The organism is Pseudomonas sp. GW823-FHT02E01 (assembly GCF_058797535.1).
Genome location: NZ_JBXAJS010000013.1, coordinates 96982 through 110151 on the forward strand (window position 1 = coordinate 96982; position 13170 = coordinate 110151).

General features: G+C 59.8%; 12 protein-coding genes. 7 read left to right on the plus strand and 5 right to left on the minus strand.

Features of this window, described 5'->3' with window-relative positions; genetic code table 11:
- Positions 1 to 34: 34 nt before the first annotated feature.
- Positions 35 to 1429 carry a class II fumarate hydratase gene (locus AC1RDQ_RS25665; RefSeq protein ID WP_492588445.1) on the minus strand — a complete coding sequence of 465 codons (1395 nt, stop codon included), beginning with the start codon at positions 1427 to 1429 and terminating at the stop codon, positions 35 to 37.
- Between the two features lie 191 nt (positions 1430 to 1620).
- Here AC1RDQ_RS25665 and AC1RDQ_RS25670 point away from each other — a divergent pair, with 191 nt between their 5' ends.
- From AC1RDQ_RS25670 to AC1RDQ_RS25700, 7 genes are all read left to right on the plus strand, one after another.
- On the plus strand, positions 1621 to 2145 hold the full coding sequence (locus AC1RDQ_RS25670) for a DUF2059 domain-containing protein (protein WP_007997268.1): 525 nt from the start codon (positions 1621 to 1623) through the stop codon (positions 2143 to 2145).
- 12 nt (positions 2146 to 2157) lie between these two features.
- Positions 2158 to 2457 (plus strand): BolA family protein, encoded by a 300-nt coding sequence (locus tag AC1RDQ_RS25675; RefSeq protein WP_057713758.1) that lies wholly within the window; start codon positions 2158 to 2160, stop codon positions 2455 to 2457.
- A gap of 102 nt (positions 2458 to 2559) precedes the next feature.
- Entirely contained in the window at positions 2560 to 3501 is a 942-nt protein-coding gene (gene trhO, locus AC1RDQ_RS25680; protein ID WP_090457157.1) for an oxygen-dependent tRNA uridine(34) hydroxylase TrhO, read from the plus strand.
- A 3-nt stretch (positions 3502 to 3504) separates the two neighbouring features.
- Complete coding sequence (locus AC1RDQ_RS25685) at positions 3505 to 4140, plus strand: DsbA family protein (protein WP_057713760.1); 636 nt, start codon at positions 3505 to 3507, stop codon at positions 4138 to 4140.
- On the plus strand, positions 4133 to 5950 hold the full coding sequence (locus AC1RDQ_RS25690; protein ID WP_492588446.1) for an ABC transporter ATP-binding protein: 1818 nt from the start codon (positions 4133 to 4135) through the stop codon (positions 5948 to 5950). Before AC1RDQ_RS25685 ends, AC1RDQ_RS25690 begins: the two co-directional genes overlap by 8 nt.
- 187 nt (positions 5951 to 6137) lie before the next feature.
- Entirely contained in the window at positions 6138 to 8597 is a 2460-nt protein-coding gene (locus AC1RDQ_RS25695) for an EAL domain-containing protein (RefSeq protein ID WP_090457153.1), read from the plus strand.
- A gap of 76 nt (positions 8598 to 8673) precedes the next feature.
- Positions 8674 to 9435 carry an iron-containing redox enzyme family protein gene (locus tag AC1RDQ_RS25700; protein WP_492588447.1) on the plus strand — a complete coding sequence of 254 codons (762 nt, stop codon included), beginning with the start codon at positions 8674 to 8676 and terminating at the stop codon, positions 9433 to 9435.
- Between the two features lie 136 nt (positions 9436 to 9571).
- Here the strand turns inward: AC1RDQ_RS25700 and AC1RDQ_RS25705 are convergent, their stop codons facing one another.
- The 4 genes from AC1RDQ_RS25705 to ubiG all read right to left on the minus strand — a co-directional run bounded on the left by AC1RDQ_RS25705 (position 9572) and on the right by ubiG (position 13134).
- Positions 9572 to 10498 carry a GGDEF domain-containing protein gene (locus AC1RDQ_RS25705; protein WP_057713764.1) on the minus strand — a complete coding sequence of 309 codons (927 nt, stop codon included), beginning with the start codon at positions 10496 to 10498 and terminating at the stop codon, positions 9572 to 9574.
- A 377-nt stretch (positions 10499 to 10875) separates the two neighbouring features.
- On the minus strand, positions 10876 to 11616 hold the full coding sequence (locus AC1RDQ_RS25710; RefSeq protein WP_007999919.1) for a YciK family oxidoreductase: 741 nt from the start codon (positions 11614 to 11616) through the stop codon (positions 10876 to 10878).
- 143 nt (positions 11617 to 11759) lie between these two features.
- Positions 11760 to 12431, minus strand: a complete 672-nt coding sequence (gene mupP, locus AC1RDQ_RS25715; RefSeq protein WP_057713765.1) for an N-acetylmuramic acid 6-phosphate phosphatase MupP — start codon at positions 12429 to 12431, stop codon at positions 11760 to 11762.
- Positions 12432 to 12435: 4 nt separating this feature from the next.
- Entirely contained in the window at positions 12436 to 13134 is a 699-nt protein-coding gene (gene ubiG, locus AC1RDQ_RS25720; RefSeq protein ID WP_057713766.1) for a bifunctional 2-polyprenyl-6-hydroxyphenol methylase/3-demethylubiquinol 3-O-methyltransferase UbiG, read from the minus strand.
- Between the last annotated feature and the right edge of the window lie 36 nt (positions 13135 to 13170).

Here is a 13170-nt window from a genome sequence, read left to right on the forward strand (position 1 = left end):
GCTCGCGAAGACTGACTGTCAGGCGCTACAAAACTCAGCCCTTGGTGCCAGCCTCCAGCATGTTCTCCGGCCTCACCCACGCATCGAACTCTTCGTCTGTCAGATACCCGAGCTGCAACGCCGCTTCGCGCAAGGTCAGGCCTTCGCTGTAGGCTTTCTTGGCGATCTCCGCCGATTTGTCATAGCCGATGTGCGGGTTGAGCGCCGTCACCAGCATCAAGCCACGCTCCAGGTGCTCAGCCATTTTTTCCGCATCCGGCTCCAGACCGGCCACGCAGTGCTGCTGGAAGTTGCTGCAGCCATCCGCCAGTAAACGGATCGATTGCAGCAGGTTGTGGATGATCACCGGTTTGAACACGTTGAGCTGCAAGTGGCCCTGACTGGCGGCAAAGCCGATGGCGACATCGTTGCCCAATACCTGGCAGGCCAGCATCGACAGCGCTTCGCATTGGGTCGGGTTGACCTTGCCCGGCATGATCGAACTGCCCGGTTCATTGACCGGCAGCCTGACTTCGGCGAAGCCGGCGCGCGGGCCGGAACCCAGCAGGCGCAGATCGTTGGCGATTTTCATCAGCGTCACGGCGAGGGTTTTCAGCGCGCCGGACAGCGTGGTCAGCGGCTCATGACCGGCCAGCGCGGCAAACTTGTTCGGCGCGGTGATAAACGGCAAACCGGAGAGGGCGGCCAATTCTGCGGCGATGGCCTCACCAAAGCCGTGGGGTGAATTGAGCCCGGTGCCGACGGCCGTTCCACCCTGGGCCAGTTCGCAGACCGCGGGCAGTGCGCTGCGGATCGCCCGCTCGGCGTAATCGAGTTGCGCGATGAAGGCCGAGATTTCCTGGCCGAAGCTGATGGGTGTCGCATCCATCATGTGGGTGCGGCCGGTCTTGACCAGTTTCATGTGGCGTGCGGCCAGTTCGGCCAGCCCGCCAGACAGTTCGCTGATCGCCGGCAGCAAGTGCTGTTGCACCGCCTGGACGGCTGCGATATGCATGGCGGTGGGGAAGCAGTCGTTGGAGCTCTGGGAGCGATTGACGTGATCGTTGGGGTGCACCGGGGACTTGCCGCCACGGGGGTTGCCGGCCAGCTCGTTGGCGCGACCGGCGATCACTTCATTGACGTTCATGTTGCTCTGGGTACCGCTGCCGGTTTGCCAGACCACCAGCGGAAACTGGTCGTCGTGGTCGCCGGCGAGCACTTCGTCGGCCGCCTGCTCGATCAGGCGGGCGATATCGGCGGGCACATCGCCATTGCGATCATTGACCCGTGCCGCGGCTTTCTTGATCAGCGCCAGGGCATGCAACACGGCCAGCGGCATGCGTTCGTTGCCGATGGCGAAGTTGATCAGCGAGCGTTGCGTCTGAGCGCCCCAATAGGCTTCATCCGGGACTTCAACCTGGCCGAGGCTGTCGGTTTCGATACGGCTCATCTTGCTCACTCCTGTAGGTCCGATTGCGCAGTTTAGGCCGTGATCGACGGCCGTGGTTCCATCAGTCTGAATTTGACCATTCAACCCCTCTAAATCAGGTGCGACAAGGCTTGGGGTTGAGCGACACACTTTTTTAGGCGCAGAATGGACGCCCTTGGGGTCTTACCTCGCCAGCTAGAAAAGGAAACTCGATGACTCGTCTTCGTGCCATCTGTACCGCCGTTGCTTTGGTCTGCGCCAGCGGCCAGGTTCTTGCCGACACCGCCAGCCATAACGCCAGTGCCGAGGCTTTCCTGACCATGGCGCACGCTGACAAACTGGGCACCCCGGTGTACATGCAAGTACAGCAGATGTTTGCCCAGCGTTTCGAACAGACCAAAGCCCCTGAGTCGAAAAAGGCCGTGTTGGAAACCTACCAGGCCAAGGCCAACGCCGCTCTGGACCAGGCCATTGGCTGGAACAAGCTGAAACCGGACATGGTCAAGCTCTACACCACCAACTTCACCGAATCCGAGCTCAAGGACCTGGTTGCGTTCTACCAGTCGCCACTGGGCAAGAAAGTCCTGGAAAAAATGCCTCAGCTGACCCAGCAATCGGCCCAGATGACCCAGGCCAAGCTGGAAAGCGCGGTGCCTGTGGTCAACAAGCTGCTGGCTGACATGACCGCCGAGCTGACGCCGAAAGACGCAGCCGCCCCAGCCAAGAAAAAGCCTTAAGCGGAGTTCGGTATGACCATGCAACAACGCATCGAATCGACGCTGGGCCTGCTTCAGCCCGAGCATCTGCAAGTGCTGGATGAAAGCCACATGCACAGCCGTGGGCTGCAAACCCATTTCAAGGCTGTGGTGGTCAGTGCGCAGTTCGAAGGCCTGAACCGGGTCAAGCGCCACCAGAAGGTCTACGGCACGCTCGGCGAGCTGATGGGAGAGTTCCATGCGTTGGCGCTGCATACCTACACGCCAGAAGAATGGGCACAGATCGACGCGGCTCCGGCCTCGCCGACCTGTGCCGGCGGCAGCAAGCACTAAACTCCGGTTTTTTGTTAGAATGCCCAACGCGCCGCTAACCCGGCGCGTTTTTTTTCGCATCCGGTTCACCCCTTACGAGGGTAGCCACCTGGAGATTTACCCATGACACAACAGATTGTCGTGGCGGCACTGTATAAGTTCGTCACCCTGGAAGATTACGTCGCCCTGCGCGAGCCCCTGCTGCAAGCGATGGTCGACAACGGCATCAAAGGCACGCTGCTGATTGCCGAAGAAGGCATCAACGGCACCGTGTCCGGCAGCCGCGAAGGCATCGACGGGCTGATGGCCTGGCTCAAGAACGACCCGCGCATGGACGACATCGACCACAAAGAGTCGTACTGCGACGAGCAGCCGTTCTACCGCACCAAGGTCAAACTCAAGAAAGAAATCGTCACCCTCGGCGTGGAAGGCGTGGACCCGAACAAAAAGGTCGGCACCTACGTCGATCCGCAGGACTGGAACGCGCTGATCAGCGACCCGGAAGTGTTGTTGATCGACACCCGTAACGACTACGAAGTCTCGATCGGTACCTTCGAAGGCGCCATCGACCCGAAAACCACCAGTTTTCGCGAATTTCCCGATTACATCAAAGCCAACTTCGACCCGGCCGTGCACAAGAAGGTCGCGATGTTCTGCACCGGTGGCATCCGCTGCGAGAAGGCCTCTAGCTACATGCTCAGCGAGGGCTACGGTGAGGTTTTTCACCTCAAGGGTGGCATCCTGAAGTACCTCGAGGAGGTGCCGCAGGAAGAAACCAAGTGGCAGGGTGATTGCTTCGTGTTCGACAACCGCGTGACCGTTCGTCACGACCTGAGCGAGGGCGACTACGATCAATGTCATGCCTGCCGCACACCGGTGAGTGTGGAAGACCGCGCGTCCGAGCATTACGTGGCCGGCATCAGTTGCCCGCATTGCTGGGATAAGCTGAGCGAGAAGACCCGTCGCAGTGCGATCGACCGGCAGAAGCAGATCGAACTGGCCAAGGCTCGTAACCAGCCTCACCCGATCGGCTTCAACTACAAGCAAGCATCTTCCGAGGCCTGAACCATGTCTGCGCGCCTGCTCTATGTGATGGACCCGATGTGTTCCTGGTGCTGGGGGTTTGCCCCCGTGGCCAAGTCACTGGTCGAGCAGGCGCAAGCCGCGGGTGTGGATGTGCACTTGATCGTAGGTGGTTTGCGCACCGGTAGCGGTGCGGCGCTGGAGCCGACCACCCGACGCTACATTCTTGAGCACTGGCAGGCGGTCACCGAGGCCACCGGCCAGCCCTTCAAGTTTGAGGGCGCGTTACCCGATGGCTTTGTCTACGACACCGAGCCTGCCTGCCGGGCACTGGTGACGGCGCGCGGACTGGCGCCGGATTGTGCCTGGAAGCTGCTCGGGCTGATTCAGCATGCGTTTTATGTCGAAGGTCGGGACGTCACCCGCGCCAGCGTGCTGGTGGAACTGGCCGAGCAGGCCGGCGTGCCGCGCATCGAGTTCGCCGCCGCTTTCGACCGTGCTGACATGCACACTGCGACTGAAGCCGATTTCACTTGGGTCCAGGACCTGGGCATTGCCGGTTTCCCCACCCTGCTGGCCGAGCGTAACGGCCAACTGGCGTTGTTGACCAATGGCTATCAGCCGTTGAGCGAGTTGTCCCCGCTGCTCGGCCGCTGGCTGGAGCGTGCTGCCTGTGCATGACCTGCCTGATGATGTCGCACCCGCTAAACGTGTCGACCGTCTGAGCTGGGCGGAAATCCGCCGCCTGGCCCTGCATCACAAGAAATCCCTGTGGATCGCCAACGGCGTAGCCGTGCTGGCGACCTTGTGCAGCGTGCCGATTCCCTTGCTCCTGCCGTTGCTGGTGGACGAGGTGTTGCTGGGGCACGGTGATGCCGCGCTGAAGATCATGAACCACGCGCTGCCTGAAGGCTGGCAGAAGGCCGCGGGCTACATTGGCCTGATGCTGCTGGTGACCTTGACCCTGCGGTGTACGGCGTTGCTGTTCAACGTGGTGCAGGCGAAATTGTTCGCCGGGTTGGCCAAGGACATCGTCTACCGCATTCGCATACGGCTGATCGAACGGCTCAAGCGTATTTCGCTGGGTGAGTACGAAAGCCTGGGCAGCGGCACGGTGACCACGCATCTGGTCACCGACCTGGACACACTGGACAAATTCGTCGGTGAAACCCTCAGCCGTTTCCTCGTGGCCATGCTGACCCTGGTCGGCACGGCGGGCATTCTGATGTGGATGCACTGGAAACTGGCCTTGCTGATTCTGCTGTTCAACCCGCTGGTGATCTATGCCACGGTGCAGTTGGGCAAGCGGGTCAAGCACCTGAAGAAACTCGAGAACGACAGCACTTCACGCTTTACCCAGGCGCTGACCGAAACGCTGGATGCCATCCAGGAAGTTCGCGCCGGCAACCGCCAGGGGTTTTTCCTCGGTCGCTTGGGCCAGCGCGCCCGGGACGTGCGCGACTATGCGGTGAATTCGCAATGGAAAACCGATGCATCGAACCGGGCCAGCGGTTTGCTGTTCCAGTTCGGCATCGATATTTTCCGGGCCGCGGCGATGCTCACCGTGCTGTTTTCCGACCTTTCAATCGGCCAGATGCTCGCGGTGTTCAGCTACCTGTGGTTCATGATCGGCCCGGTCGAACAGTTGCTGAACCTGCAATATGCCTACTACGCTGCCGGCGGTGCGCTGTCGCGGATCAACGAGTTGCTGTCCCGAGCCGATGAGCCCCAATACCCGGGCGGCATCGACCCTTTCGTCGGTCGCGAGACGGTCGGGCTGGAAGTACAAGGGTTGAGCTTCGGTTACGGTGATGAACTGGTCCTGAACCAGATGAACCTGTCCATCGCCCCAGGCGAAAAGGTCGCGATCGTCGGCGCCAGCGGTGGCGGCAAGAGCACTCTGGTGCAACTGCTGCTGGGCTTGTACACGCCGTTGGCCGGAACCATTCGCTTCGGCGGTTCGACCCAGCAGGAGATCGGCCTGGAAACCGTGCGGGAAAATGTTGCCGTGGTCCTGCAACATCCGGCGCTGTTCAACGATACCATCCGGGCCAACCTGACCATGGGTCGCGAGCGCAGTGACGAGGCCTGCTGGCAGGCGCTGGAAATCGCCCAGTTGCACGGTACGGTCCGGGATTTGCCCAAGGGCCTGGACAGCATCGTCGGGCGCTCCGGGGTGCGGTTGTCCGGCGGGCAACGTCAACGCCTGGCCATTGCCCGGATGGTACTGGCCGAGCCCAAGGTGGTGATCCTCGACGAAGCCACCTCTGCGCTGGATGCCGCCACCGAATACAACCTGCACCAGGCCTTGGCGCGGTTTCTGAGCAACCGCACCACGTTGATCATTGCCCACCGCCTTTCGGCAGTAAAACAGGCCGACCGTGTGCTGGTGTTCGACGGCGGGCAAATTGCCGAGGATGGCGATCATCAGCAACTGATTGCCGACGGTGGCCTGTACGCCAAGCTGTATGGGCATTTGCAGCGGTTGTAGTGAAATGATATCAAGGTTGCAGGGCGCCACTTCAATACTATAAAAAACATCATCGCGGCCGAATTCAGTGGCCGCGATATTCCCTCCGGGCATAGCTTGTCGCTTGCCGGGATCGGAATCGCAACCTAGTCTAGCTATAGCGATTTCGTCCGGAAGACGAGCAAGCGGTGCTAATGCAAGGGACCTCATGAATCAAACGCGGACTCTCGGAACGCCACGGCTGTTGGGCATCGTCTGGCCATTTATCGCCGTTGTAGTGTTTCAAGCCTTGTTGGGCGGCGTTAGCCTTTACGTACTGTCGGCGGTTCGCGGCTATGTTGCTGGGGAAAGCCTCTGGTCCAAGGGCCAGAAGGACGCGATCTATTACCTCAACCTCTATGCCGACAGCGGCGACGAAGCGATTTTTCGTAAATACCAGCACGCCATTTCCGTGCCTCAGGGCGGGCATGAGTTGCGCGTGGCGCTGGATCATCAACCGCCGAATATAGAGGCGGCACGTGTGGCGATTCTCAAGGGTGGCAACCACCCGGAAGACGTTTCCAGCCTGATCTGGCTGTACCTCAACTTTCGTCATTTCAGTTATCTCGAAAAAGCCATCAACCTTTGGACCGTGGGGGATGCCTATCTGGTCCAGCTCGATGACGTTGCGCGGGACATGCATCAGCACATCACTGCCGGCCCGGCCTCCGGCGCGGACGTACAGCGCTGGAAGGAGCAGATTTTCGCCATCAACGACGGTGTGACGCCGGCGGCAAAGGCGTTCAGCGATGCCTTGGGTGAAGGTTCGCGGGTCATTCTTCGTTTGCTGCTGCTGACTAACCTCGCCACTGCTCTTGGATTGATTGCGCTGGCGCTGATGCGCACCCATAAACTGCTCAAGCAGCGCCATGCGTTCGCCGATGCGCTGCAACTGGAAAAAGAACGGGCGCAGATCACCCTGCAATCAATTGGTGATGGGGTGATCACCACGGATGTTTCCGGTGCAATCGCCTACATGAATCCGGCGGCCGAGGCGATGACCCACTGGAAGGCCGAGCAGGCGACGGGATTGCCGCTGGCGGCGCTGTTCAACCTGTTGGACGAAAATGCCCAGACCGATGGTTTCACCCTGATCGAGCATATTCTGAGCGGCCAGCTCAGTGGCGGCAGTGAACACTCCAAGTTGATTCAACGCCTGGACGGCAGCACGGTGTCGGTCACGCTGGTGGGCGCGCCCATCCGCAATGCCGGAAAAGTCAGCGGGACGGTGCTGGTGCTGCATGACATGACCCAGGAGCGGCAGTACATCGCCAATCTGTCGTGGCAGGCGACCCACGATGCCTTGACCGGCCTTGCCAACCGTCGCGAGTTCGAATATCGCCTGGAACAGGCGCTGCACAACCTGACCCGCCATTCGGGTCGCCATGCCCTGATGTTCCTCGATCTGGACCAGTTCAAGCTGGTCAACGACACCTGCGGCCACGCGGCGGGGGACGAACTGCTGCGGCACATCTGCGCGCTGTTGCAATCGGGGCTGCGCGAAGGCGACACCCTGGCGCGCCTTGGCGGCGACGAGTTCGGCATCCTGCTGGAAAACTGCGCACCGGAAGCGGCGGAGAAAATTGCCGAAAGCCTGCGCCAGACGGTGCAGAATCTGCATTTTGTCTGGAAAGGCCGGCCTTTCGTGACCACTGTCAGTATCGGGCTGGTCCATGTCGCGCAGAACCCGACGACGCTCGAAGCCTCGCTGCGTGCTGCCGACATGGCGTGCTACATGGCCAAGGAAAAGGGTCGGAACCGGGTCCAGGTCTATCATCCGGATGACTCGGAATTGTCCCTGCGCTTCGGCGAGATGGCCTGGGTGCAGCGTTTGCACATGGCGCTGGAGGAAGACCGCTTCTGCCTGTACGCCCAGGAAATTGCCCCCTTGGGTCATGTCGATCAGGACGGCGGGCACATTGAAATCCTGCTGCGATTACATGATGAAGCCGGGCGGATGATCTTGCCCGACAGCTTCATTCCGGCAGCTGAACGCTATGGCCTGATGAGCTCGCTTGATCGTTGGGTGGTGCAGAACGTGTTCAAGATCATCGCCCAATGCCGGGCCGAGCAAGGCCACGGACCGCTGGCCATGTGTGCGATCAATCTGTCAGGCACGACGATCGGGGATGAGGCGTTTCTGGACTTCTTGCGCGAACAGTTTGTGACGTATTCGATTCCACCTGAAATGATTTGTTTTGAAATTACTGAAACCAGTGCCATTTCAAATCTTGGCAGCGCCATTCGATTCATTAATGAACTCAAAGGCTTAGGCTGCCATTTTTCGCTGGATGACTTTTGCGCCGGAATGTCCTCATTCGCGTACCTGAAACATTTGCCTGTAGACTTCCTGAAGATCGACGGGAGTTTCGTAAAGGATATGCTGGACGACCCGATTAACCGCGCCATGGTCGAAGTGATCAATCACATTGGCCATGTGATGGGTAAGCGCACGATTGCCGAGTTTGTCGAAACGCCCCAGATCGAGCAGGCATTGCTGGAGATCGGGGTGGATTACGCTCAAGGGTATGTGATTGAACGCCCGCAGTTGTTTACCAGTGATAGTCTGTTAAGTCGTCCCGCCAGGCCGCAACCGCTGTTGTTCAAGGCGCCTGGCACGTTCCGTTGAGACTCCTGCCGGTCTTACAATCACAATCAAAAGGAGCTCGACAGTGATCGATACATTCAACCGAACCGGACCGCTCATGGAAGCTGCAAGTTACCCTGCCTGGGCCCAGCGCCTGATCCAGGATTGCAGCGAGAGCAAGCGCCGGGTTGTCGAACACGAACTGTACCAACGCATGCGAGACAACAAACTCAGTGCGAAGACCATGCGCCAGTACCTGATCGGTGGCTGGCCGGTGGTCGAACAGTTCGCGTTGTATATGGCACAAAACCTGACCAAGACCCGCTTTGCCCGTCATCCCGGCGAAGACATGGCCCGTCGCTGGCTGATGCGTAACATCCGCGTCGAACTGAACCACGCCGATTACTGGGTGAACTGGAGTCGCGCGCACGGTGTCAGCCTGGAAGAGCTGCAGGCTCAGCAGGTTCCCCCCGAGCTTCACGCCTTGAGCCATTGGTGCTGGCACACCAGTTCAGCCGACTCGCTGATCGTTGCGATTGCCGCTACCAACTACGCCATCGAAGGGGCGACCGGGGAATGGTCGGCGGTAGTGTGTTCCAACGGTATCTACGCCGCCTCGTTCCCCGAGGAAGATCGTAAGCGGGCGATGAAGTGGCTGAAGATGCATGCCCAGTACGACGATGCCCATCCATGGGAAGCCCTTGAGATCATCTGCACATTGGCGGGCACCAACCCCGGCAAATCCCTGCAGGTGGAGTTGCGTCAGGCCGTTTGCAAGAGCTACGACTATATGTACCTGTTTCTCGAACGTTGCATGCAAATGGAGCACGCAGAGCGGGTACCGGTTGTGCGTGAGCGGATGGCATTGGCCGAAGGCTGATTCAGCTATCACGCAGTAAAACGGTGGGAGCGGGCTTGCTCGCGAATGCGGAGTGTCATTCAGCTCAGATGTCAGCTGATACGCCGCCTTCGCGAGCAAGCCCGCTCCCACATTGGTTTGTGTCGTGGCTGAAAAATCAGCCCGCCATCTCCAGCCGGTTACGACCTTCGCGCTTGGCCACATACAACGCGCTGTCTGCCCGTCGCAACAGGCTTTCGGCAGACTCGCCGGGCAACAGGGTCGAACAGCCGAGGCTGACCGTCAGCAGGATCCTGTGACCATCGGCCAGGTACTCTTCAGACTGGGCTGCAAACCGCAGCCGCTCACCGACCATGGCCGCGGCCTCGCGACAGGTATTCGACAGCAGGATCAGGAACTCCTCGCCGCCATAGCGGAACACCATGTCCACGTTGCGCAGCTGGTTTTTGATCGTGGCGGCGACCGCCTTGAGCACGTCATCACCTGTGCTGTGGCCATGGGTATCATTGACTAGCTTGAAATGATCGATGTCCAGCATCAGTACTGACAACGGTTGCAGATGGCGCCGGGACAGTTCGATTTCCCTTTGCAGCGTCTGGTCCATGGCGATGCGGTTACCGGCACCGGTCAGCGGGTCGCGCAGTGCGCTTTGGGTGGCGGTACGGTACAGCAGCGCATTGCGCATCGGGAAAAGCAGTGCGGCCAGCAGTGATTCGAGATTGCCCTGATCCTGTTCGCTGAAACGCTGATTGCGACGGAAGATCAGCTCACCCAGGTGTTCGCCTTCGTGGCTGAGGCTGTAACTGATGGAGTGGTGGCCGCGTTGGCCGAACTCCAGGCGCAGGTCACTGCTCTTGTGCTGGTAGCACAAGGCGTCCAACGGCACCAACCGCTGAATCTCGCGATAGAACGTCCCAAGAATGCGTTGCGGCTCCAGACTGGTTTGCAACTGCAGGCTCAGTTGCTGGCGCAATTGCGCAAGACTGACAGGTCTTTCCAGGAGGGGCGGCTGCTGACCAAAGCCCAGGCGCTGCAATTTGGCGCTATCGAAGTCAATTGCGTTGGTCTGGGAAGGTGGTTTCATAAGGCATGCGCCCCTAAGCAGTAAGGCTGTCTTACAAGCAGGGTGAGAGCGGCTTAGGGCTGCGCGTCGTACTGGTCCGTCAGTCCCGTAGGACATTTCGTACAAGTTTAATCCGCTTTGTAGAAGATGAGTAATCTCTGCGCTCAAGCTTCACCCCCGTCTGCTTTCACTTTACGTGTCTGAGCAAACTTAGAGCGAAAGTCGTGCCATTCGGTTCATCCGAATAAAAGTCGTATTAAATCAATGGGTTGTTGTTTGTCTGCTATCTGTGTAGCGCAGCATGTGACGTTTGTTTGACAGGTGTCTGGCTCGAACCCGAGAGCCTTCAAGTGCCGCGACAGGAAGCTGGCGCGGCACTAAAAAGCGACGTACGGTCGTTACTGTGCGTTGAACGCCTGGCCATTGATACCGGTGCTGTCCGGGCCCATCAGGTAAAGGTAGACCGGCATGATCTCCTCGGGCGTCGGGTTGTTCAGTGGGTTTTCACCCGGGTAAGCCTGGGCGCGCATGCTGGTGCGGGTGGCGCCCGGGTTGATGCTGTTGGAGCGCACCGGGGCTACGGTATCGACTTCGTCAGCCAGGGTTTGCATCAAGCCTTCAGTGGCGAATTTGGAGACGCCGTAAGCGCCCCAATACGCACGCCCCTTGCGGCCGACGCTGCTGGAAGTGAACACCACCGAGGCATCCTGCGACAACTTGAGCAGCGGCAGCAGGGTGCTGGTGAGCATGAACATGGCATTGACGTTGACTTGCATGACCCGCATGAAGTTTTCGCCGGAAAGCTGCTCGATCGGCGTGCGCGGGCCGATGATCGAGGCATTGTGCAGGAGACCGTCGAGATGCCCGAATTCGCTTTCGATCATCGCTGCCAGCTCATCGTATTGATGGGGCAGGGCGGTTTCGAGGTTGAAGGGGATGACTGCCGGTTGTGGATGGCCGGCGGCTTCGATTTCGTCGTAGACCTGGGTCAGGTTGGCTTCGGTCTTGCCCAGCAGCAGCACGGTTGCGCCGTGTGCCGCGTAGGTTTTTGCCGCTGCGGCACCGATACCGCGTCCTGCGCCGGTGACCAGAATGACCCGATCCTTGAGCAGTTCGGGGCGGGCGGAATAATCAAACATAAAAAACCTCTACGAAAATTCTTCAGGTCAAGCGCTATCCCTGTAGGAGCGAGCTTGCTCGCGACGGGCGTAAACGATGACGACCCGTGGCGCTCTCAGGTTCTTCGCGAGCAAGCTCGCTCCTACAGAGGTCAACGACAGTCTCAGCAGCTACAGAGGGCGCTATCCAAAACCTTGCGCAGCTCCAACGGATGATCGACCACCACGTCCGCTCCCCAGTGTCGCGGGTTGTCATCCGGGTGGATGTAGCCGAAGGTCACCGCAGCAGTCTTGGTGCCGGCATCGCGGCCTGATTCGATGTCGCGCAGGTCATCGCCGACGAACAGCACGCTGGCCGGGTCCAGGTCGAGCATCTTGCAGGCGAGGATCAGCGGCTCGGGATCCGGTTTGCTGTTCTTCACGTGATCCGGGCAGATCAGCAGCGCCGAACGCTCGGCCAGCCCCAGTTGCTGCATGATCGGCTCGGCAAACCGCAGTGGCTTGTTGGTCACTACGCCCCAGATCAGGTTGGCTTTTTCGATGTCGGCCAGCAGTTCGCCCATGCCGTCGAACAGCTTGCTATGGACGGCGCAACCGACGAGGTAGCGCTCCAGGAACTCCAGGCGCAATTCCTCGAATCCCGGCGATTCCGGGTCCATGGAGAAGGTCACTGCGACCATCGCCTTGGCGCCGCCGGAAATCTCGTCGCGAATGTGTTTGTCGTTCATCGGTGGCAAGCCACGGTCGGCACGCATCGCCTGGCAGATCGCAATGAAGTCCGGCGCGGTGTCGAGCAGGGTGCCGTCCATGTCGAAAAGAACTGCTCTGATTGGCATCGGCTTATTCCTCGCGCAGGGTCTGGATCATGTAGTTGACGTCCACGTCGGAGGCCAGTTTGTAGTGCTTGGTCAGCGGGTTGTAGGTCAGGCCGATGATGTCCTTGACGGACAGGCCGGCCATGCGGCTCCAGGCGCCAAGTTCGGAAGGGCGAATGAATTTCTTGAAATCGTGGGTGCCGCGCGGCAGCAACTTCATGATGTATTCGGCGCCGACGATGGCGAACAGGTACGCCTTCGGATTGCGGTTGATGGTCGAGAAGAACACCTGGCCGCCGGGCTTGACCATGCGGAAGCAGGCACGGATGACCGACGACGGGTCTGGCACGTGCTCAAGCATTTCCAGGCAGGTGACCACGTCGAACTGCTCGGGCATTTCCTCGGCCAGGGCTTCGGCGGTGATCTGCCGGTATTCGACGCTCACGCCCGACTCCAGCTGATGAAGCTGGGCAACCGCCAACGGCGCTTCGCCCATGTCGATACCCATCACGGTCGCGCCGCGCTGAGCCATGGCCTCGCTGAGGATGCCGCCGCCGCAACCGACGTCGAGGACCTTCTTGCCGGCCAGGTGGACGCGTTCATCAATCCAGTTGACCCGCAGCGGGTTGATGTCGTGCAGCGGTTTGAATTCGCTTTCGCGGTCCCACCAGCGATGGGCCAGGGCCTCGAATTTGGCGATTTCGGCGTAGTCGACGTTGCTCATGGTTTAAGTCCTCTAAAACTTGAAAAATCCTGTTGC